Genomic DNA, 21,453 nt, shown 5'->3' with positions numbered 1-21,453 from the left:
TTGTGAACCTCTGATTAGCGGCTGGCGGCCGAGGCCGGAGCGGCGGGTGCGGCCGATGCCGCGGGCGCCGAGGCGGCCGCAGCCGCAGACCAAGGCACCGGCGTGACCGGCGCACCGGGCACAAACATCTTCTGGAAACCGTCGACGATGACCTGCTCGCCCGGCTTCAAGCCATCCAGCACCACCCATTGGTTGCCCTGGGCGCTGCCGACCTTGACCATGCGCGGTTCGGGCTTGTTGCCGGCACCGACCACCAGGACCGAATCGCCCTGGTTGCTGCGCTTGACCGCCTGTTGCGGCAGCAGGATGCCGGCCGGCAGCTCGCCTTGCGACAGGCGAACGCGCACATACTGGCCGGGCAAGAGCTGACCCTCGGCATTGGGCACCTCGGCGCGCAGGCTGACCTGGCCCGATGCGGCATCGACGCTCAGGTCGGTGAACAGCAGGCGGCCGGGCTTGGCCAGCTCGCTGCCATCGTCCAGGACGACACGAACCTGGGCGGCCTGGGCACCGGCGGCGCGCAGCTTGCCGCCGGCCAGGGCGCGGCGCAGCTGCTGCACTTCATTGGCGCTCTGCGTGAAGTTGACGTAGACGCTGCCGGTTTGCTGGATCAGGGCCAGCTGGGTGGCTTCCGCAGCGCTGACCAGGGCGCCTTCGGTCACCAGAGCACGGCCGATGCGGCCCGAGATCGGCGCCGTGACAGCGGCGTAGCCGAGGTTGAGCTTGGCGCTCTGCACGGCGGCCTTGCCAGCGGCCACATCGGCCTCGGCGGCCTTGGCGGCGGCCACGCTGCTCAGGTACTCCTGCTGGCTGATGGCGCGGGCCTCGACCAGGGGCTTGTTGCGCTCGGCCTGGGCGGCGGCCTGGGCCAGATTGGCTTGCGCCTTGGCCAGGCTGGCCTGGGCGCTGTCGAGGGCAGCCTGGTACGGCGCCGGATCGATCTGGAACAAGACCTGGCCGGCCTTGACCTCGGAGCCTTCGGTGAACAGGCGCTTGAGCACCACGCCGTTGACGCGGGCGCGCACCTGGGCCGTGCGCTGGGCTTCCACCCGGCCCGGCAGCTCGGTCTGCAGGCCCACGGCCTGCAACTCGGTCTTGACCACACCGACCGGAGCCGGCGGCGGCATACCGCCACCGCCCGGGCCGGCGGCGGCCTTGTCACCGCCGCCGCAGCCGGTCAACACAGCGGCCACGGCAATGGCCAATGGCAGCACATACAGCGCACGGGCACGCAGGGCCTCGCGGGCGGAATTTGGGGCTTCAGGAGATTGAAGTTGGGAGGGCAGCATCGGGCTTGTCCTTTGATGTGGCAGAGCGTGCGTCGCAGCGGGGGCGATCGAGGAAGGGTGATGTGGCGTGTCGGGCATCTTGCTTCAGATCAAGCGCCGGCGACACATGTCAGGCACGCTCAGACCTTGGGGCTGTTGCAGAACGGTCAGCAGTATATACATACATTCGCGCATGTATGTTAAATCGCGTAAAATCCCTACACCATGGCCCGGAAAACCAAACAAGAAGCACAAGAAACACGCATGAGCTTGCTCGACGCGGCGGAACAGCTGTTCCAACAGCGCGGCGTCTCACGCTGTTCCTTGCAGGACATCGCCCTCAGCGCCGGGGTCACCCGCGGTGCGATCTATTGGCATTTCAAGGACAAGGCCGAGCTCTTCGACGCCATGATGGATCGCGCCACCATGCCCCTGGAAGAAGGCATGGATATGAATGTCGATGCCAAGGGCGTGCTCAGCCTGCGCGATCTGCGCTGGGGCCTGGTCAACGTCTTTTACTCGGCCATGCACAACGAGCGCACCCGGCGTGTATTCGAGATCGCCATGCAAAAAGTCGAGTACACCGGCGAGATGCAGGCCCTCAAGGAGCGAAAGCTGCAATCGCACCGCAACTGGCGTGAGCAGAACCGCCTGTGTTTTGAGCACGCCATCGAGATCGGCCAACTGCCACCGAGCCTGAACACCAGCCGTGCGGCCGTCGCCCTGGTGGCCCTGGTGGACGGCTTGCTGCATCAATGGATCATGGACCCCGAGTCCTTTGACCTCATGGATGTGGGGCAGACCGCCATCGAGGGCTTTCTCAACAGCCTGAGCCACAGCCCAAGTGCCTGCGCCGAACCACTGCTGCCGCCCATGACCGCGGAGGAAATCGCCCGCCTCGGCCAGCAAGGCATCTGCCAGGGATTGAAGCGCGAAGATTGAGTTGCGCTGGCGTGCCGACCGGCTCCGCAAGGCCCAGGCGCCCTGCCCTGCCGCATTTCCACACGGAATACCCCGCAAATTTAACGGCTGCTCTCGGGTTTGCCCTCAGGCCTGGGACAATCGCGGGTTGCTCTTTCGGAAACTGCCGCCGTGTCCGCACACCCCACCATCACCCCGCCGAAACCCCAAAAAGCCCTGACGGCCTACCGCCCGTTCTGGGCCAAGCGATTTGGCGTCGCCCCCTTCCTGCCCATGAGCCGGGCCGAGATGGAGCAGCTGGGCTGGGATTCCTGCGACATCATCATCGTCACCGGAGATGCGTATGTGGACCACCCCAGCTTCGGCATGGCGGTGATCGGGCGCACGCTGGAGGCCCAGGGCTTCCGCGTCGGCATCATTGCCCAGCCCGACTGGCAGAGCGCCGATCCCTTCAAGGTGCTGGGCAAGCCGAATCTGTTCTTCGGCATCGCGGCCGGCAATATGGATTCGATGATCAACCGCTACACGGCCGATCGGAAAATCCGCAGTGACGACGCCTACACGCCCGGCGGCCTGGGCGGTGCACGGCCGGACCGCGCCACCCTGGTCTACACCCAGCGCTGCAAGGAAGCCTGGAACGATGTGCCCATCGTCATCGGCGGCATCGAGGCCTCGCTGCGCCGCATCGCCCATTACGACTACTGGCAGGACAAGGTCCGCCGCTCGGTGCTGGTGGACTCGAAGGCCGATCTGCTGGTCTACGGCAATGCCGAGCGGGCCATCGTCGAGATTGCCCACCGCCTGGCCGCCCGCCAGCCGGTCGAGAGCATCACCGATGTGCGCGGCACGGCCTTCATGCGCCGCACCGACGATCCGACGTCGTCTGAGTGGTTCGAACTGGATTCGTCCAACGTCGACCAGCCCGGGCGCATCGACACCCTGATCAGCCCTTACCAGACCATTGAAGAAACGGCCGAGAGCAAGGCCGCCTCCTGCGTGACCGGCCAGGTGAAAGCACCGGGCCTGGAAGACGGCGCCAAGCCCATCGCCATCGTGCGCAAGCCCCAGGCGACCGCACCCAGCGGCAAGATCCAGATGCCGCCGCGCGAGCGCACCGTGATCCGCTTGCCGGCCTATGAGCAGGTCAAAAGCGACCCGGTGCTCTACGCCCATGCCAACCGCGTGCTCCATCTGGAAACCAACCCCGGCAATGCCCGCGCCCTGGTTCAGCGCCACGGCGACCGCGACGTCTGGATCAACCCGCCGCCGATCCCGCTGTCCACGCCGGAGATGGACCATGTCTTCGACCTGAACTACGCCCGCGCGCCCCACCCGCGCTATGCCGACGAAAACGGCAGCCATGACGGCGCGACCAAGATCCCGGCCTGGGAGATGATCCGCTTCAGCGTCAACATCATGCGCGGCTGCTTCGGCGGCTGCACCTTCTGCTCGATCACCGAGCACGAGGGCCGCATCATCCAGAGCCGCAGCGAAGACTCGGTGATCCGCGAGATCGAAGAGATGCGCGACAAGGTCAAGGGCTTCACCGGTGTGGTGTCCGACCTCGGCGGCCCGACCGCCAATATGTACCGCATCGGCTGCAAGAGCCCCGAGATCGAGGCCGCCTGCCGCAAGCCCAGCTGTGTCTATCCGGGCATCTGTCAGAACCTGAACACCGACCATGGCCCGCTGATTCAGATGTACCGCCGTGCGCGGGCGCTGCGCGGGGTCAAGAAGATCCTGATCGGCTCGGGCCTGCGCTACGACCTGGCCATCAAGTCGCCCGAGTATGTGAAGGAGCTGGTCACCCACCATGTGGGCGGCTACCTGAAGATCGCACCCGAGCACACCGAGGGCGGCCCGCTGTCCAAGATGATGAAGCCCGGCATCGGCACCTACGACAAGTTCAAGCAGATGTTCGAGAAGGCCAGCGAAGAGGCCGGCAAGAAGCAGTACCTGATCCCCTACTTCATCGCCGCCCACCCGGGCACCTCGGACGAGGACATGATGAACCTCGCGGTCTGGCTGAAGAAGAACGGCTTCCGCGCCGACCAGGTGCAGACCTTCTACCCCAGCCCCATGGCCACGGCCACGGCCATGTACCACTCGGGCAAGAACCCGCTGAAGAAGATCACCCGCAGCGCCGAGACCAGCGAGACCGTGGACATCGTCCGCGGCGAGCGCCGCCGCCGCCTGCACAAGGCCTTCCTGCGCTACCACGATGCCAACAACTGGCCCATGCTGCGCGAGGCGCTCAAGACCCTGGGCCGCGAAGACCTGATCGGGAATGGCAAGCACCACCTGATCCCGACCTACCAGCCGGTGACCGACGGCAGCTACGAAAGTGCCCGCCGCAAGAACTCCACGCCCACCGGCGTGCGTACCTCGGTGGCCAAGCCCCTGGCCAAACAAGGTTTGAAGCACCCCGGCTCAAGCCCCCAGACCCCGCGCCAGGGTCAGGTCTTGACCCAGCACACCGGTCTGCCGCCGCGTGACAACGGCAGCCGCCCGGTCGGCAAGGCGGCGCCCCAGCGCGCCAGCGGCAAGCTGGGCAGCCCGCAGCCCGCTCGTTCGCCGGCCCCGGGCACGCGCACGACGGCGGGCGGCAAAGCGCCGGTCACCGCCTCGCGCGGCGTCAAACGGCCGCGCTGAGCGCGCGGCACCGGGCGCTCAAAGCCCGGTGTCGGACGCCGCGCTGGCCGCGCTCGGGCGCCGGCCGTCAAGCCCTGCGCCAGCCCGGCTGAACTCCCGCCACAGCCGCGCGACCCGCAGACCCAGGCGCAACCAGCCGAGCAGAGACTCGACCGGGCCGTTCGCTGCCTGTGCCGCGCTGCCCGCGTGCATGCGGCGTCGCGCCGCCCAACCCAGACCCAAGGCCGCCAGGGCGACGAGGCCTGAGCTCCACCAGCCGCGGGCACCTGCGGTGCCCAGCTCGGAGCTGCCGGCCATGAAGCTCCGCGCCATCTGAAGCGGCTGCATCAGCTCACGGACGCTGCCGCCCAGTTCGGCGCGCAGCTCGATATTGCGCAGTCGCAAGGCCAGTTGGCGCTGCTGCAGCTCTTGAAGTTCGCGTTGAAACAACATGGCGATCAGCCTCCCAGGCTGGCGCGGTCGCGCGCCAGTTCCGCCACCGTGGCTGCGAACAAGCCGCTGGGTCGGCTCAGCTGGGCCCGCGCGCCACGCCAGGCCCAGGCCGCCAGCAGGGCATAAGCCGACATCAGCCCCAAGGCCGCCCAGCCCCGCCAGGCTTCAGGGCAGAACATCAGCACCGCCAGGCTGGCCATGAACAGGGCGCCACCGGCCAGCAGCAAGGCCAGCAGCATCTGCACCAGCGCGCCGAAGAGGCGCAACTTCTCGGCCTCCAGCTCGGTGGACAGCAGCTCGATGCGGGTCTGTAAGAGCTCCATCAACTGCGCCGGCAAGCGCGTCAGCGGGCCGGGGGCAGGAGGGGCTGGCGGCGGCAGGGCCCCGCCTGCCTGCGCTTCGGGCTCAGGCAGCGAACCGGGCATGGTCATCGTGGTCTCCCATATGTGATCGTCTTGTCGTGCTTTTGTGGCGATCAGAGGCAAGCAAATGCTCTATAACCCCAATCTGCATGTGTCGTGAGTGCCACCAAATAGGCACTTGCGCGCATGGCGACCGGGTACAGAATGAAATACCCTTACGCTATTGTCAATCCATAGGCTGGAGCACAGGCCCTCATGCGCGAGACAAACAGTCCGGCCATGCCCGATGAAGAGGGCGACGACGATCTGCTGGAGTTCCTGGACAGCCCCGAGCACGCGGACGCAAATGACGCCCATCTGGTTCACCCCTGGCGCGTGCTGATCGTTGACGACGACGGTGATGTCCACAAGGCCACCGAGCTGGCCATGCAAGGCCTGCTGGTGGAAGGCCTGCCCCTGAGCTTTCTGCATGCCACCTCGGCGGCAGAAGCGCGCCAGGTGCTGGCCTGCGAGCCCGACCTGGCGGTCGTGCTGCTGGATGTGGTGATGGAATCCGAAGACGCCGGCCTGCAGCTGGTGCGCTACATCCGCGAGGAACTCAAGCTCGGTGCCGTGCGCATCGTGCTGCGCACCGGCCAGCCCGGCTACGCGCCTGAAATCGAGACGGTTCAGGCCTACGACATCAACGACTACAAGACCAAGTCCGAGCTGACCCGCACCCGGCTCTACACGGTGCTGACCGCCGCCATCCGTTCCTACCGCCAGATCTGCGCGCTGGAAGCCAACCGCCGCGGCCTGGAGTTGATCGTCGATGCCAGCACCGAGCTGAGCCGCCTGCGCGGCCTGCACCGCTTTGCCGAAGGCGTGGTCACCCAGCTCTGCGCCATGCTGGGCATCCTGCCCGAGGGGCTGGTCTGCGCCCAGGTCGGCGTGGACAACGACGCCGAAGTCCGCGTGATTGCCGCGGCGGGCCAGTACAGCGGCATGATCAATTCACCGCTCTCGGCCGTGCAGATCAAGACCGTACGCGAGCGTCTGCAGCAATGCCTGGAGCAGCGCCAGAACATCTACGACGAAGGCACCTGCCTGTATTTCGGCATGAGCAACGGCCGGCCCATGGCGGCCTGGGTCGATGTGGGCCGCGACCTCAGCGAGACCGACCAGCAGCTCCTACGTGCCTTCTGCTCCAACATCTCGGTCGGTTTCGAGAATGTGGTGCTCTATGGCCAACTGCTGGACCAGGCCTACAACGACCAGCTGCTGCACTTGCCCAACCGCAACCGCTTTGTCGAGCTGCTGGACAAGAACCTCAAAGACCCGGCCGATGTCACCCTGGCCTTGATCGACATCGACGACTTCTCCGACATCAACGACGCCTTCGGCCACCACTTTGGCGACCAGGTGCTGCGTGCCGTGGTGCTGCGCCTGGGCGAAGCCCTGGGCCTGAACACGGCCATGGCCCGGGTCGGCGCCGACACCTTTGGCCTGCTGGGCCCGAGCGAGCATGTCAGCGCCGACAACATCCAGCGCGTCTTCCTGGAGCCATTTTCCGTCTCGGGCGAACGCCTCCAGCTCTCGGCCACCACCGGCCTGGTGCGCCTGACCGAGTCCGCCGCGGTGGGCTCGGAGTTGCTGCTCGACGCGCAGATCGCGCTCAAGCAGGCCAAGTCCCAGCACCGAGGCTCGTCCCAGTATTTCTCCTCGGCCATGGGCACCGATGCGCGCGAGCGCTTCAAGCTGCTCAAAGGCCTGCGCGCCGGCTTCGAGGAAAACCGCCTGTTCGTGGTCTACCAACCCCAGGTGCGCCTGTCCGACGCCAAAGCCATCGGCGCCGAAGCGCTGCTGCGCTGGCGCACCGAGGAAGGCAATTTCGTGCCGCCGGACCAGTTCATCCCGCTGGCCGAAAAATCAGGGCTGATCATCAGCATCGGTGAGTTCGTGCTGCGCACCTCCTGCCACCAGCTTAAGCGCATGCTGGATCTGGGACATGAGGACTTCCGCATGTGCGTCAACGTCTCACTGGCGCAGTTCCGCCACCCCGGTTTCATGGAGGTGCTGACCAGCGCACTGCGCGACACCGGTGTGAACGGGCGCAATCTGGAGCTGGAGATCACCGAATCCATGGCCATGGAGGACACGGAGCTGGTGATGCACATCCTGGCTGACATCAAGCACTGCGGCGTCAGCGTGGCCATCGATGACTTCGGCACCGGCTTCTCCTCGCTCAGCCATCTGCGCCAGCTCGATGTGGACCGGCTCAAGATCGACCGCGCCTTTGTGCGCGAAGCCCAGACCTCCAGCGCCGGTTCGACCATCGCGCAAATGGTCATCAACCTCGGCCGCGGCCTCAATCTGACCGTGATCGCCGAGGGCATCGAAACCGAAGAGCAGCGCCAGCAACTGCTGGAGCTCGGCTGCCACGAAGGCCAGGGTTATCTGTTTGCCCGGCCCATGCAGGCCGATCAGCTGGAGCGCTGGATGGAGCAGCCCGCCGCCCTGGGCTGAGGCCTGCAGCGGTCGCCGGCACGGCCTCAACAAGAAAAAAGCCCCGCAGCACCAACGCTGCGGGGCTTTTTCTTGGCGCTGAAAGTTCAGCGGCGGGCGATCAACATGCCCAGCAAAAGGCCGACACCGGCGGCCACGCCAATGGACTGCCAGGGGTTTTCGTGCACGTAATGGTCGGTGGCGCGGCCGGCGGCCTTGGCCTTCTCCACCGCAGCGTCCTGCAGGTCATGCAGATTGCGTTTGGCCCGGTCCAGGCTGTCCTGCACCTTGGCGCGCAACTCGCTCGCGCCCTCACCGGCCGAACCGGCGGTGGCTCGCAGCAAGCTCTCGGCTTCGGCGACCACCGCATGCAGATCGCTCATCAAACGGTCTTTCTGGGACTGGTTCAAGCTGGACATGGTTGTACCTCCTGGTTGGGATTGATGCTCAACATACGCGTACACGGGCTCACAAGCACGCCCGGCTCTCTGCGCAGCCCAGGCCAGGGCTGCGCGTCTTCAGTTGAACAAGGCTTCGGCCGGCACGTACTCGTAACCCAAATCTCGGGCCACTGCCTCATAAGTCAAGTGCCCCTGGGCCACATTCAAACCGGCGCAGAGATGCGGGTTGTCGATCAAGGCCTGTTTCCAGCCCTTGTCGGCCAGTGCCACCGCATGACCGATGGTGGCATTGTTGAGGGCAAAGGTCGAGGTGCGGGCCACTGCACCGGGCATATTGGCCACACAGTAGTGCACCACGCCGTCCACCACAAAGGTCGGATCGGCGTGGGTGGTGGCATGCGAGGTCTCGAAGCAGCCGCCCTGGTCGATCGCCACATCCACCACCACGGCGCCCGTCTTCATGCGCGAGACCATACTGCGCGTCACCAGTTTCGGTGCGGCGGCGCCCGGGATCAGCACACCGCCGATCACCAGGTCCGCCGCCAGCACCGCCTCCTCCACGCTTTGTACATTGGAATACTGGGTGCAGATGCGGTTGCCGAAGACCAGGTCGAGCTGGCGCAGGCGATCGACGTTCTTGTCCAGCACCGTCACCCGGGCGCCCAGGCCGACGGCCATCTGCAGTGCATGGCTGCCCACCACGCCGGCACCGATCACCACCACATGGGCCGGCGCCACGCCGGGCACGCCGCCCAGCAGCACGCCCATGCCACCCTTGCTCTTCTCCAGATGCGCCGCACCGGCCTGGATGGACATGCGCCCGGCCACCTCGCTCATGGGCGCCAGCAGGGGCAGGCCGCCGCCCGGGCCCGTCACGGTCTCGTAGGCGATGCAGATGGCGCCGCTCTTGACCAGGGCTGCGGTCTGCTCTGGATCTGGGGCCAGGTGCAGATAGGTGTAGAGGATCTGCCCCTCGCGCAGCATGGCGCATTCCTGCGGCTGAGGCTCCTTGACCTTCACAATCATCTCGGCCTTGGCGAAGATGCTGGCGGCATCGGGCGCGATCTGGGCGCCTGCAGCCACATATTGCTCGTCGCTCAGGCCGATGGCGGCACCGGCCTGGGTCTGCACCAGCACCTGGTGGCCGCGGCTGGTCAACTCGCGCACGCTGGCCGGGGTCAGGCCAACGCGGTACTCATGGTTCTTGATTTCCTTGGGGCAGCCGATCAGCATGGTTTTTGTCTCCGTGGCTCTGTGGCCGAGTTGGGGTGCCTCTTTGTACGCCGCCTGCCTTGCGAAGTGAAGTGAAATTCATGACACTTCAGATCGATAAGCCCCGCTAATGCGGAAAGCCGACGGAGCCCTTCGTCGCCCATTCACCCCCTCCAGCCAGGAAACCTCCATGCCCCCCAGCAAGATCCTCGTCACCCAGGGCGGCGGCCCCACCGCGGTCATCAATCAATCCATGGTCGGCGTGGTGCTGGAGGCGCGCCGGCAGGCCGGGGTCAGCGCCGTCTACGGCGCTCGCCACGGCGTGCGCGGCATCTTGAACGAGGACTTTGTGGACCTGGCCCAGGAGACCAGTCACAACCTCGAGCTGGTCGCACAAACCCCTTCCTCGGCCCTGGGCTCCACCCGCGACAAGCCCGATGCGGCCTACTGCCACAAGATTTTCCAGGTGCTGCAGGCCCACGGCATCACCCATTTCTTCAATATCGGCGGCAACGATTCCTCCGACAGCACCCGCATCATCAGCGAGGAAGCCGCGGCCGCGAACTACCCGCTGCGCTGCATCCACATCCCCAAGACCATCGACAACGATCTGGTGCTGAACGACCACACGCCCGGCTTTGCCTCGGCCGCGCGCTTTGTCGCACAGGCCTTTGCCGGCGCCAACCTCGACAACGCGGCCCTGCCCGGCGTCTACGTCGGCGTGGTCATGGGCCGCCATGCCGGCTTTCTGACCGCGGCCTCGGCCCTGGGCAAAAAGTTCCCCGACGACGGCCCGCACCTGATCTACCTGCCCGAGCGGGTGTTCGAGCTGGAGCGTTTTCTGGCCGATGTGAAGGCCATGTTCGACCGCCATGGCCGCTGCGTGATCGCCGTGTCCGAGGGCATCCACGACGCCAGCGGCCAGCCGATTGCTGCGCAACTGGCCAAGGACTTGGAGCGCGATGCCCATGGCAATGTGCAGCTCTCCGGCAACGGCGCCCTGGCCGATCTGCTGTGCGAGGAGATCAAGAGCCGCCTGGGCATCAAGCGCGTGCGCGGTGACACCTTCGGCTATCTGCAGCGCAGCTTCATCGGCTGCGTCTCCGATGTGGACCAGCGCGAGGCGCGTGAGGTGGGCGAAAAAGCCGTGCAGTTCGCCTTCCACGGTGCGGGTGGCCGCAGCTCCGGCTCGGTGGCGATCAAGCGCACCGGCACCTACTCGGTGGACTACGAGCTGCTGCCCCTGGCGGATGTGGCCGGCAAGACCCGGGTGATGGAAGACGAGTTCATCAGCCCCTGCGGCACCAACGTCACCGATGCCTTCCGCCTCTACCTGCGCCCGCTTCTGGGCTCGGGCATGCCGGACGCTTTCCGCCTGCGGCCCAACGCCGTGCCCAAGATCCTGAATCGCGGCTGAGCCCGTCCGGTTTCAAACAATGCCAGGGCCAGCCGCGGCGAGCCCTGGCTCGCACCGAAGCGGCCCGGCTTCGTTACAGTCAGCCTCCCACTCCCGCCTGGAACGCATTGCGCCGCTGACCCATGAAGCCCACACCTCTCCCGCTGAACAAAGTCTTGCCCGGCAGCAGCCGCCTGGTCCTGGGCTGCATGAGCCTGGGCGGGCCCTGGGATGCCCAGGACATCGGCGAGGCCGACATCGCCCAGGCCCACGCGGCGCTGGAAGCGGCCCGCTCGATCGGCATCACCGTCTTCGATCATGCCGACATCTACAAGCGCGGCCGGGCCGAGCGCTGTTTTGGCGCCCTGCTGCGCCGCCAGCCCTCGCTGCGTGATGGGCTCATCCTGCAGAGCAAGTGCGGCATCCGTTTTGCCGATGACGCGGGCCCGGGGCGTTATGACCTCTCGGCCGAGTACATCATCGCCTCGGTGCAGGGCAGCCTTGAACGCCTGGGCACGGACCATCTGGACCTGCTGCTGCTGCACCGGCCCGACCCCTTGATGGAGCCGGAGGAAATCGCCCAGGCCTTCCGCCATCTCCAGGAGCGCGGCCAGGTGCGGTGTTTCGGGGTCTCGAACATGCAGGCCAGCCAGATGCGCTGGCTGCAGCAGGCCCTGGACCAAGCCCTGGTGGCCAACCAGCTGGAGATGAGCCTGGGCAAGCTCGACTGGCTGGCCCAGGACAGCAGCTTCAACGATGGCCAGAGCGCCAGCGCCCTGCCCTGGGCTGGCACCTTGCAGCACTGTCAGGCCGAGGGGGTGCAGCTGCAGGCCTGGAGCCCCCTGGCCCAGGGCCGTTTCAGCGGTGCGGCAGCGCCGGACGATGCCCGTGGTCAGGCCACCTCTGCCCTGGTGCGCGAGTTGGCGGCGCGCTACCAGGCGCCGGCCGAGAGCATCGTCCTGGCCTGGCTCCTGCGCCACCCGGCCGGCATCCAGCCGGTGATCGGCAGCAGCCAGCCCGAGCGCATTCTGGCCTGCGGCGCCGCGACTCAGTTGCAGCTGAGCCGCGAAGACTGGTACCGCCTCTACGTCAGCGCGCGGGGTCAGGCCTTGCCTTGAGGCGGGGCTTCAGAACGCCCGGCTGATGCTCAGCGCCACCACCGGCTGGCGTTTCTTCTGCACCAGGGGGCTATTCCCGGCGTCGCCGCGCAGGCTGTTCAGGCCCAGGCGGGCGCTGAAGGTCCAGTCGCTGTCCACCGGCACCATGGCTTGGGCGAACACGCCCAGGCTGCTCAGACCGGCCTTGACCTGGTGCTGGCGCAGCTGGGCCGCGGCGGCCTGCACCGCGTTGACACCGAACAAGGCCTGAGCCAGGCGCTTGTCCATGGCCTCGGCACTGACACCCACGGCCAGGGACAGGCTGCGCGTGGCCAGCAGACCATAGCTGGCATCGAACTGCAGGCTGTGGCCACCTTTGAGGTCCTTGGCGCCTTGGCGGCCCTGCACCAAGGTCCCCAGGCGCGAGTTGCTGCTGATCTGCACAGTGAAGCGCTCCAGCTGCCATTCGGCCGCCAGGCGCAGGGCGGCGGCGAACTTGACTTCGTCGAGCGCGGCCCAGCTTGCGGGCATGTCCTTGCGGCGGCGCCAGTGCGGATCCAGCACCAGCGCGGCGCTGAGGTTCAGGCCCTCGGCCGGGCGCCAGTCGGCGCCCACACCTTGCAAGGTGCTGGCAAAGAAATGCTCACCGAAGCGCGCCTCGATCAAGGGCGCGGCCAGCAGTTGCTGGCGATCGGCGCCCGGATAGCGCGGCAGGCTGATGGCTGCCACACCCCAGCGGGGACCATGGGCGGGGCCACCGGAGGCCTGGCTGGGGGCAGCACCGGCCTGGGGCGCCTGGGCCGAAGCGGCGGAGCTGGCGGCCAGGGCCGCCGTGAAGAGGGCCGTCAAGGCCAGAGATTGCATCGGTTTCATCGTCGTGTCGTTCGCTCTACATCAAGGTCAAGAAGGCTGCGTCGCCCCGCGGGGCAGGCAGTTCGTCAAGGGCAATTCAGTGTCTGGCGCTGCGCATGAAGGCGACATGAAGCGCCAGGTGGCCCGGGGCGCGCATCGCACGCCAGGGCCCTCAAGGCATGCCGGCCAGAGCCTCTTCGGAGCGCGGCCGCAGCGAGCCCGAACCCGGCATCCACAGCTGCAGCATCGGCTGGCCGGCATAGCTGACATCGCCCGAGCCATAGAGGCTGATCTGCAACTGCTCCAGCCGGCCCAGATCTGCATCGCCACTGCCGTAGGCGCGCAAGGTGGCACGCTGCCCCTGCAGCCCGGCCGCACGCACATCACCGCTGCCCGACATCACCCATTCCTGCTGCACGGCGCGCCCTGTGCCCACGCTCACCCCGCCCGAGGCGCGCAGGCGAGCCTCCAGCTGTTCGGCACGCAAGCTGGCCATCTGCACCTGGCCCGAAGCACTCAGATGCAGGCCCAGGCGCTGTGCATGCACCTGACCCAGGTTCAGATGGCCCGAGCCATGCACATTCAGGTCCAGCTGACCGGCCTCCAGCTGCTCGACCCGCAGGCTGCCCGAGCCGCTCAGCACGAGCTTGAGTCGCCCAGCCTGCAGTCGGCCGATCTGCACCTGGCTGGAGCCGCGCAACTCAATGGACTGCAGCGATTCGCTCGTCAGCTGCAAACGCAGCTGCGGCCGCGCCTGCAATCCCAGATCGCTGGCCACCGCGCCCAGGGTCGGCGCCATCAGGTGCAGCGTCTCGCCGTCCACCCAGGCCCGCACGCGGCCGGCCGGCAGTTCCAGACTGGCCGCGTCCGCCGCGGCCAGCAGCTGCAGATCCATGGCACCGTCGAGCTGCAGTTTGCTGAATGCGGGCAGGGCCTGGCGGACCAGGGCCGGCGCAGCCGCCTGGCTCGCAGGGCCCGCCGCCGACTCCCGCGCCCAGACGCACGGGCCCAGCACAAGCCCGAACATGCCAATCAGGGGCAGCAGACGCCACCGCCACGCACGAGCGGGCCGGCCCTCTGGGCGTCGATGCAATGCACTGGGACAGGGGAAGGATGGTGCGTTCATGCCGGACTCCTCGCTCATGGGAATGAATGGGCTGGGCAGTGTCCGGGCATGGCGATGAAGCTCCGGTGAACACCTATCGACCAGCAGCGCGGCAGCCAGAAAGCGAAGATGAAGCGACGATGAAGAAGCCGACGCAGTCGGCGCCGAAAGTCACAGTCGCCCTCCTAGAATCCGCCGCCACCGGGGCTGGCTGACACACACCCTGTGCGGCGCAAGCCTCTCGCTCCCTTTCCCTTTCCGCCATGGCCAACATCCTGCTTGTCGAAGACGATCTGCCCCTGGGTAACTCCCTGCAACGCGTGCTGACCGTGGCCGGCCACCATGTGGTGTGGCTGCGCAATGGCGGAGACGCCCGGCGCTTCCTGGGCGATATGGAGTTTTCACTGCTGCTGCTGGACATCGGCCTTCCCGACGAACTGGGGCTGGATGTGCTGGCCTGGTTCCGCCAGCTCGGGCGCCAGACGCCAGTGATGCTGCTGACCGCCCGCGACAGCGTCGGTGAACGCGTGCTGGGCCTGGACGCTGGCGCCGACGATTACCTGGGCAAGCCCTTCGCCATGGAGGAGCTGCTCTCGCGCGTGCGCGCCCTGCTGCGCCGCCACAGCGGCCAGGTCAGCAACACCTGGCAGCTGGGCCCCTTGAGCATCGACACCGCACGCCGTCGCGTGCAGCTGAGTGGTCAGGAGGTGGCCTTGTCGGCCCGCGAGTACGACATCCTGCTGGCCCTGGCAGCCGAACCGGGCCGGGTGCTGACCCGTGCCCAGATCGAAGCGCGCCACCAGCTCAGCGACACCTTGGACAGCAATGCCACCGATGTGCATGTCTACAAGCTGCGCAAGAAGCTCGGCAACGAATGGATCGGCACCGTGCGCGGAGTGGGTTATGTACTGGATCTTCCCGGAGGCCAGGCATGAGTTCCCTGGCCCACAAGATGCAGCCCGAAGGTGCCGCCGCAGCCCCCTACCCCTCGCTGATCCAGCGCCTGATCGCCTGGCAGGCCCTGGCTCTGGTGCTGGCCTGGTTGGTGCTGGCCGGGATGCTGACCTGGCGCGGCGTGGCCTGGGGTGAAGCCGAGGTGCAGACCCGCATGCAGCGCATGGCCACGGTGCTGGCCAGTGCCGCCCTGAGCCCCGAACCCGAGCTGAAGCAACGCATGGACGCGACCGAGAGTGCTGTCATGGCCCTGCTCGGCCTCGACGAGGAGTTCGCCCAAGGACTGCGGTCGGCCTACCAGCTCTGGGATCGCGACGGCCGCCTGCTCTACCGCAGCGCCAATGCGCCCAGCAGCCGGCTGGACGCCCCACCGCCGCCCGGCCAAGCGCCGTTCTGGCAGGTGCAGCGTTCTGACCCGGGCCAAGGCATGGGCCGGGTGCTGTTGATTGCCGAGCCGCGCGAGATCGCCTTCAGCGCCGTGCTGCCGGTGCTGTGGCTGGTGCTGCAATCGCAGCTGGGCGTCTTCCTCTGGCACGGCTTGGTCATCTGGCTCAGCGTGCGCGTCGGTCTGCGCCCCTTGGCCCAGCTGGCCCAGCGCATCGCCAAACGGCGGGCGGGCGACACCGCGCCGGTACAGGTGGACCGCCTGTATGCCGAGACCGCCCCGGTGCTGCGCGAACTCAACGAACTCTTGGCCCATGAAGCCCAGCGCCTGGACAAGGAGCGCCGCTTCCTGGCCGACGCCGCCCATGAATTGCGCACGCCCCTGGCTGCCGTCAATGCACAGGCCCATCTGCTGCTCAGCGAGGAAGACGGCCAAGCCCGGCGCGAAGCGGCCGGCGCACTCAAGCAAGGCATTGCCCGGGTCTCCCACCTGCTGGCCCAGCTGCTGACCCTGGCTCGGGCCGAAGCTGGCGCAAGCGCTCAGCCCGAGCAACGCAGCGAGCTCGACGCGGCCGACCTGCTGCGCGGCCGCGTGGCCCTGCTGGCTGGCCTGGCGCGACCGCGTGGCATCGAGCTGTCACTGACTGCGCCGGAGCAACTGCCCTTCCGCTTGGAGCGCGAAGGCTTTTGCTCCATCGTCGACAACCTGATCGACAACGCCATCCGCTACACCGCGCCGGGTGGCCGCGTCGAGATCAGCCTCAGCCTGCTGCCCGACCAGAGCCTGGAGTTCTGCGTGCGCGACAACGGCCGCGGCATCGCCCCCGATCAACGCGAGCGCGTGTTCGAGCGCTTCTACCGCGTGCCGGGCAGCAGCGAGCAGGGCACCGGCCTGGGCCTGGCCATTGTGCGGCGGATTGCCGATCGCGAGGGCGCAGAGCTGCGCTTTGTGGACGGCCTGGACCAGCGCGGCCTTGGGCTGTGCCTGCGCCTGCCGCCCGGCGCGCCGGCGACGGCCTGAACAGGCCCTAGCCCGGATGTTTCACGAGGTCGGCCCTGGCCGGTCTGCAGCACCGATGGGGCACGATGATCTCTCGCGTCGACCTGCGCTCCACTTTGGATCCTGGGCCTACGCGGGCTTGCGCGGCCCAGGCCTTGCCCCTAACGCCTCAACTCCTCGCCGATGCCACTGGGCATCGCCTATGGCCGTCTCGGCGCCATTGGCTGCGACCTGGGCGCACGCAATTCCCGCGTCCCTCGTGAAATATCCGGGCTAGCTGCGCGGCGCCGCCTCCATGCAGCGGACAAACAGGCGCCGGTGCGCCAGCTGCTCGCTGCGCTCGCGATCCAGGCTGTAAACCGCCTCGACGATCTGCTGCACCTCGGCCGGCGGCCGCGACAGGCCGATGCCGCGCTGCGCGATCTGCGTGGCCTCGGCCAGGGATCTGCCCAGGGCCTTGTGCACCTCGGCCTGGGCGGCCAGATGCGAACGGCTGAAGCAGCGCTGGCTGTCAGACGACGCCAAGGTCGGCGCAAGAGTCGGCGCCGAAGGCAACACCTGACCCTGGGCTGCCAGGCATTGCTGCAGCTGGATCTGAGCCAGGCGGGCGGGATCGTGGCTGCTGGCCCAGGCATCGGCCAGCTCGCCGCGGCGTTGCTCGGCCTGTGGGTTGAGCGCGCCTTCGGTCAGATCGCGCCGCACCTCCTCGTCGCTGGCCTGCCCCAGCAGCTTGAAGCTCAGGCCGATCTGCAGATCGAGAGCCAGGCTCAGGCAGCGCCGGACCGGATTGAGCTGTTCCGACAGCGCCAGCTGCGGCCAGGCAGGCGGCGGTGGCTGCGAAGCACAGCCTTGCAAGGCCAGCGCCAGGGTCCCGAGCAGCAAGCTCAGCCCCTGCAGCGGCGCCAGGCCCGCATCCGCAGCGTATTGGCCGGCGCTGCGCAGGCGGCTCAGGTGTCCCTCGGTCATGGTCTTCCCTCTTGAATGGCGGGCCGGACGATTCACGCGCGGCCCGATGGACGAGCGGGCTCAGAAGCCCGGCAGCTCCTTCATCTCCACGGTCTTGTCGCTGAACTGGATGCGCTCAATGCTGCGCAAGACCAGGCGCGCGCCGTCCGGGCTGCCACTGAGCAGATGGGCGTCATGCTGACCCAGCGGCGGTGTCACCACAAAGCGGAAGGGCCCAAAGGCATTGACCCGGCTGAGCTTGGCCTGCTGGCTGGAAAAACCCAGCACCAGGGTGTCGCGCGCCAGCCCGCCATCGACCAGGGACAGCTTGTCGCTGGCGGTCTTGAGTTCGATCACATCATTCCCATTGCCGGCGTAGATCAGATTGACCGCCTGCGGCTTGCCCACAATGCGGTTGCCACCCTCGCCGCCATAAAAAGCCGCTTCGGCCTTGGCGGCATCGCTACCCGAACCAAACACCGCCAGCTGGACGGTGGTGGGGGCATCCGTGCCGAGCGAGGCCGCACTGTGCTCCACCCGAAGGTCCACGAGTGCGGCGCCGGCATTGCCGCTGGTCTCCACCTTGACGAAGACAGAGCCATCACGCAAGGCCAGCAGAGGATAGGCGAGCTGACCCAGGCTGCCGATGCGATCGGGTTCGTTCACACCCGCATAGAGCTGATAGCCAGCCTCGTCGTAGACGGTCAGATTGAATGACCAGTCATTGCTGCTGCTGAAGCGATAGAAGTTCCCCTTGCGCAAGACCACCCGGTACAGGCCCGCGCCCAGAACATCGGCGCGCTGCTCCCAACCATGGGCATTGGCCGGGGCCGGCTGGAACTGAGATGCGACCAAGGTCTTGGCTGCCTGTGCCGCGCTCTCGGTCAGACGCCACTCACTGTCGTAGGCCGTGGGCTTGGCAATATAGGGCGAATGGACCGCCAGAGCCGTTGATGAGGGCGGCGTGGTCGGCGTGGTCGGCGTGGTCGGTGTCGTCGGTGTCGTCGGTGTCGTCGGTGTCGTCGGTGTGGTCGGTGTGGTCGGTGTGGTCGGTGTGGTGGGTGTCGTGGGTGTGGTGGGTGGCGCCGCGGTGGGGCTGTCTCCGCCGCCACCACCGCAAGCGCTCAGCGCCCCAACCATCGTCAGGCAGGCCAGCGCCAGGCGCGAGCGGCTCTGGATCGAGGCCTGATCGTTCAACAACATCGTCATCTTCAAATCTCACTCCCTCGGTTCGTGATTGGATCTGTGGGGCCGCCGACTGGGCCCGGCGGGCGGTGCAGCCTTGCCCTGTGTTCAACGGCCCCCACGGCGCGCTGGCAGACAGCGGCCTTGCGGATGCGGGCGAGGGCCGCACCGTCGTGTTTGTGAGTCAGGGCCGGTCCCAGCGCCAATCCTGGGGCAGCCAGCCTTGGCGGAACAGCTCCTGTTGTCGATGCCAGGCCGGGTCCTGCAGCTTGCAACGCCCGCCGTCTTCGGGCGCCCAGCTGCAACCCATGGGGGTGAGCGCGTTCTTCATGCGCTGGATCAGGGCTGCGTCCAAGGGCGCCTCGGGCGCCATGTCGGGGGCCAGCTGGCTCTTCAAGTGGATGAGCCGGCTCAGGGCCTGAGGCGCAGACCACGAGGTCGTGGCATGGGGCACCGGCCCGAGATCCAGGCCATAGACAGAATCGGTGATCAGCGGTGGCGAGGCATTGACCTTGGGCGGAAAGCTGTCGTTCACCATGCCGGTGCTGATGAAGACATCGACCCAGCGCCGATCCTCCGCATTGGGCTCCAGCACTTCGGGCCGCTGCACCCCGGTCACGCCATCGGCCGGCAGCTGCGCCGCGGCGGGATGAAACAAGCTCACGCGCACCCGGTTCGCCAGCGGCAAGGCCTCCAGGGGGTGACTGCCGGGCGACAACGCCACGCCCGCGGCCTGAACGCCCAGCACGCCGGGGCTCTCAAACAAGCTCGCATACAAGGGCCGGAAGGCCATGATCAAGCCTTGCGCCTCGCTGGCGCTGAGCGAGCCGCCACAGGCCAGCGGTCCCCAGCCGTCCGGCAGGTTCGAGGTGTCCAGACCGCCGGACAGATTGACATAGTCGACCCCATGGCGCTGCATCACCGCACTCAGGCTTTGTGCCATGCGCTGCACGCCCTGCTCCAGCGCCGCCCAATCCTTGGCGCAGACGGCAGCACGGTGGGCACGCATCAGGGCCGTGATCGGGATCGGGTCCAACACCACAAAGCCCGCTTGCGGGTTGGACTCGACCAGCTGAGCCAGCACCATATTGCCGTGCGGCACCCGATCGACCATGGCGAAGTCACGCGGCCCGCGCAACAAAGGCCGCAAGGCGCTCAGCCAATCCGCCGGCACATAAGTCGGCCGCTGCTGACCGCCGGCGTCGCGGTACTGAAACCCGTCGATGCCACGCAGCAGCTCGGCACCCCAGCGAGGCGTGCTCTCGATCACCGGGTCATGGGCTTCCACCAGGCCGCTGCTTTCGCTGACGCGGTAATAGCCCAGCATGCGCGAGCGATAACGCAGCGTGGCGGCGTGGCCGATGCCGCTGTCGACCAGCAAGATGGTCTGATCGGCGCGCAGCTTGGCCGGCAGCGCCTGTCCCTCGGAGAATCGGATCTTGCGCAGCGCTTCGCACCCACCCGTTTGGCTTTGCTGGCAATCCAGGGACTCGATCCTGGCCTTCTGCTCGGCCACCCAGGCATCGACCTGCTGGCGCAGACGCAGCTTGTCGATGCCATCGGGCCCGGGCGCCGGCGCCGGACCGGGCGGCTGCACCGGCGGCGGCGCGGGGGGCGGCACCTCGCTTCCACCACCCGCACCACCTCCGCCGCCGCCGCAAGCCGCCAGGCAGGCACTGAACCCCCATGCCCAGAGCCCCGCGCTCCAGGGCCGGCGAGCGGCGGGCGCCAACCCCGGCACGGCGGCTTGGCTGTCAGATGTCAAGTTCCATGTCACGGCGGGCTCCTCTCACACCTCGTTCTGCATCTTCCTAACGCGCATCAGCAGCAGACAAGGCGCGGATGCAGGCGCTGCGCAGTCTAGGATGATCGCTGTCATGGCCAGCCCATCGATGGCGTCGCCGGATCGCTGTTCGCCCGACTTTTGGGGGATGCCTGCGCCACGGTTCGCAGCCACGCCAGCCGAACGCTGAAGGACGCGCCAAAACGCTTGGGTCTGCAAGGCTGGCTCGTCCATGGCAGGATGCCGGCCTCGCCGTCCTGTTCACCTTCATCGCCCGCGCCACCTCGGCGGACGCCAGGTCGGCACGACACCCACCGAGGTGATGATTCATCACCCATCAGCAAGGAGCAGCCCATGGCCCAGATGATCGAGTTCCAGCGCCCCGACGGCGACCACAGCCCCGCCTACCTGGCCCTGGCCTCACGGCCCGATGCGCCGGGTTTGATCCTGTTGCAGGAATGGTGGGGGCTGAACGACAACATCCGCGCCACCGCCGACCGCTATGCGGCGGCCGGCTTTCACACCCTGGCGCCCGATCTCTACCGTGGCCGCCAGGCCAGCGATGCCGACGAGGCCAGCCACTTGATGAGTGGACTGAGCTTTGCCGACGCCACCCACCAGGACCTGGCCGGCGCCCTGCGCCATCTGCGCGAGCACTGCGGCAGCCCCAAGGTCGGGGTCAGCGGCTTTTGCATGGGCGGCGCGCTGACGGTGGCGGCCGCCGTTCATGTGCAGGGGCTGTCCGCCGCCAGCTGCTTCTACGGCATCCCGCCGGCGAATTTTGCGGCGCCGCAGGACGTGGCTATCCCCTTCCAGGGCCACTACGCCGACATCGACGATTGGTGCACGCCCGAAGCGGTGCGAGCCTTCGTGGCCCAGCTGCCGCCGGGCGCAGAAATCCACCACTACCCGGCCGCCCACGGCTTTTTCAACAGCAGCCGCGCCCATGTGTATGACGCGGCCTGCGCCGAGCAGGCCTGGCAACGCACGTTGACTTTCCTGCGCGCGCGCCTGGGCTGA

At 67.5% G+C, this 21,453-nt stretch carries 19 protein-coding genes; 8 read left to right on the top strand and 11 right to left on the bottom strand.

Features of this window, described 5'->3' with window-relative positions:
* Positions 1-14 precede the first annotated feature (14 nt).
* Positions 15-1,286 carry an efflux RND transporter periplasmic adaptor subunit gene (locus tag OOB33_RS11970; RefSeq protein ID WP_394341052.1) on the bottom strand — a complete coding sequence of 424 codons (1,272 nt, stop codon included), beginning with the start codon at positions 1,284-1,286 and terminating at the stop codon, positions 15-17.
* Between the two features lie 246 nt (positions 1,287-1,532).
* Here OOB33_RS11970 and OOB33_RS11965 point away from each other — a divergent pair, with 246 nt between their 5' ends.
* Positions 1,533-2,210: a TetR family transcriptional regulator gene (locus tag OOB33_RS11965; RefSeq protein ID WP_271008830.1), complete on the top strand. Its 678-nt coding sequence runs from the start codon at positions 1,533-1,535 to the stop codon at positions 2,208-2,210.
* A 252-nt stretch (positions 2,211-2,462) separates the two neighbouring features.
* Positions 2,463-4,841 carry a YgiQ family radical SAM protein gene (locus tag OOB33_RS11960; RefSeq protein ID WP_271010042.1) on the top strand — a complete coding sequence of 793 codons (2,379 nt, stop codon included), beginning with the start codon at positions 2,463-2,465 and terminating at the stop codon, positions 4,839-4,841.
* Positions 4,842-4,859: 18 nt separating this feature from the next.
* Here OOB33_RS11960 and OOB33_RS11955 read toward each other — a convergent pair whose 3' ends face one another.
* Complete coding sequence (locus OOB33_RS11955; RefSeq protein WP_102769886.1) at positions 4,860-5,273, bottom strand: hypothetical protein; 414 nt, start codon at positions 5,271-5,273, stop codon at positions 4,860-4,862.
* A 5-nt stretch (positions 5,274-5,278) separates the two neighbouring features.
* Positions 5,279-5,704 carry a phage holin family protein gene (locus tag OOB33_RS11950; RefSeq protein WP_102769885.1) on the bottom strand — a complete coding sequence of 142 codons (426 nt, stop codon included), beginning with the start codon at positions 5,702-5,704 and terminating at the stop codon, positions 5,279-5,281.
* A gap of 186 nt (positions 5,705-5,890) precedes the next feature.
* Here OOB33_RS11950 and OOB33_RS11945 point away from each other — a divergent pair, with 186 nt between their 5' ends.
* Positions 5,891-8,140 (top strand): putative bifunctional diguanylate cyclase/phosphodiesterase, encoded by a 2,250-nt coding sequence (locus OOB33_RS11945; RefSeq protein ID WP_271008829.1) that lies wholly within the window; start codon positions 5,891-5,893, stop codon positions 8,138-8,140.
* Between the two features lie 86 nt (positions 8,141-8,226).
* Here the strand turns inward: OOB33_RS11945 and OOB33_RS11940 are convergent, their stop codons facing one another.
* Both OOB33_RS11940 and ald read right to left on the bottom strand, forming a co-directional pair.
* On the bottom strand, positions 8,227-8,529 hold the full coding sequence (locus OOB33_RS11940) for a DUF883 family protein (RefSeq protein WP_394341050.1): 303 nt from the start codon (positions 8,527-8,529) through the stop codon (positions 8,227-8,229).
* A gap of 108 nt (positions 8,530-8,637) precedes the next feature.
* Positions 8,638-9,753, bottom strand: coding sequence for an alanine dehydrogenase (gene ald, locus OOB33_RS11935; RefSeq protein WP_271008828.1), 1,116 nt, complete (start codon positions 9,751-9,753; stop codon positions 8,638-8,640).
* Positions 9,754-9,922: 169 nt separating this feature from the next.
* Here ald and OOB33_RS11930 point away from each other — a divergent pair, with 169 nt between their 5' ends.
* Both OOB33_RS11930 and OOB33_RS11925 read left to right on the top strand, forming a co-directional pair.
* Positions 9,923-11,149: a 6-phosphofructokinase gene (locus OOB33_RS11930; protein ID WP_271008827.1), complete on the top strand. Its 1,227-nt coding sequence runs from the start codon at positions 9,923-9,925 to the stop codon at positions 11,147-11,149.
* Between the two features lie 122 nt (positions 11,150-11,271).
* The gene (locus tag OOB33_RS11925; protein WP_271008826.1) at positions 11,272-12,246 is read left to right on the top strand and encodes an aldo/keto reductase; all 975 of its coding nucleotides are present in this window, start codon (positions 11,272-11,274) and stop codon (positions 12,244-12,246) included.
* A 9-nt stretch (positions 12,247-12,255) separates the two neighbouring features.
* Here OOB33_RS11925 and OOB33_RS11920 read toward each other — a convergent pair whose 3' ends face one another.
* Positions 12,256-13,098, bottom strand: coding sequence for a MipA/OmpV family protein (locus OOB33_RS11920; RefSeq protein ID WP_271008825.1), 843 nt, complete (start codon positions 13,096-13,098; stop codon positions 12,256-12,258).
* Between the two features lie 151 nt (positions 13,099-13,249).
* Entirely contained in the window at positions 13,250-14,104 is an 855-nt protein-coding gene (locus OOB33_RS11915; protein WP_271008824.1) for a GIN domain-containing protein, read from the bottom strand.
* Positions 14,105-14,445: 341 nt separating this feature from the next.
* Between OOB33_RS11915 and OOB33_RS11910 the strand changes: the two genes are divergently transcribed.
* Together OOB33_RS11910 and OOB33_RS11905 are read left to right on the top strand one after the other, a co-directional pair.
* Complete coding sequence (locus tag OOB33_RS11910; protein WP_171828353.1) at positions 14,446-15,117, top strand: response regulator transcription factor; 672 nt, start codon at positions 14,446-14,448, stop codon at positions 15,115-15,117.
* Complete coding sequence (locus tag OOB33_RS11905; protein WP_271008823.1) at positions 15,114-16,541, top strand: ATP-binding protein; 1,428 nt, start codon at positions 15,114-15,116, stop codon at positions 16,539-16,541. Before OOB33_RS11910 ends, OOB33_RS11905 begins: the two co-directional genes overlap by 4 nt.
* Positions 16,542-16,793: 252 nt before the next feature.
* Here the strand turns inward: OOB33_RS11905 and OOB33_RS11900 are convergent, their stop codons facing one another.
* The 4 genes from OOB33_RS11900 to OOB33_RS11885 all read right to left on the bottom strand — a co-directional run bounded on the left by OOB33_RS11900 (position 16,794) and on the right by OOB33_RS11885 (position 20,667).
* Positions 16,794-17,486, bottom strand: a complete 693-nt coding sequence (locus OOB33_RS11900) for a hypothetical protein (RefSeq protein WP_171828355.1) — start codon at positions 17,484-17,486, stop codon at positions 16,794-16,796.
* A gap of 60 nt (positions 17,487-17,546) precedes the next feature.
* A complete protein-coding gene (locus OOB33_RS11895; RefSeq protein WP_442953002.1) occupies positions 17,547-18,680 on the bottom strand; it encodes a hypothetical protein in 1,134 nt (377 codons plus the stop codon).
* A gap of 154 nt (positions 18,681-18,834) precedes the next feature.
* Positions 18,835-20,427, bottom strand: a complete 1,593-nt coding sequence (locus OOB33_RS11890; protein WP_271008822.1) for a hypothetical protein — start codon at positions 20,425-20,427, stop codon at positions 18,835-18,837.
* A 12-nt stretch (positions 20,428-20,439) separates the two neighbouring features.
* Positions 20,440-20,667, bottom strand: a complete 228-nt coding sequence (locus OOB33_RS11885) for a hypothetical protein (protein WP_102769874.1) — start codon at positions 20,665-20,667, stop codon at positions 20,440-20,442.
* A gap of 120 nt (positions 20,668-20,787) precedes the next feature.
* Between OOB33_RS11885 and OOB33_RS11880 the strand changes: the two genes are divergently transcribed.
* Positions 20,788-21,453: a dienelactone hydrolase family protein gene (locus OOB33_RS11880; protein WP_271008821.1), complete on the top strand. Its 666-nt coding sequence runs from the start codon at positions 20,788-20,790 to the stop codon at positions 21,451-21,453.

It is taken from the genome of Paucibacter sp. B51, assembly GCF_027863535.1.
GTDB lineage: Bacteria > Pseudomonadota > Gammaproteobacteria > Burkholderiales > Burkholderiaceae_C > Paucibacter_A > Paucibacter_A aquatilis.
Note: the sequence above shows the minus strand (reverse complement) of the source record. Positions and strands in the feature narration are given on the sequence as shown.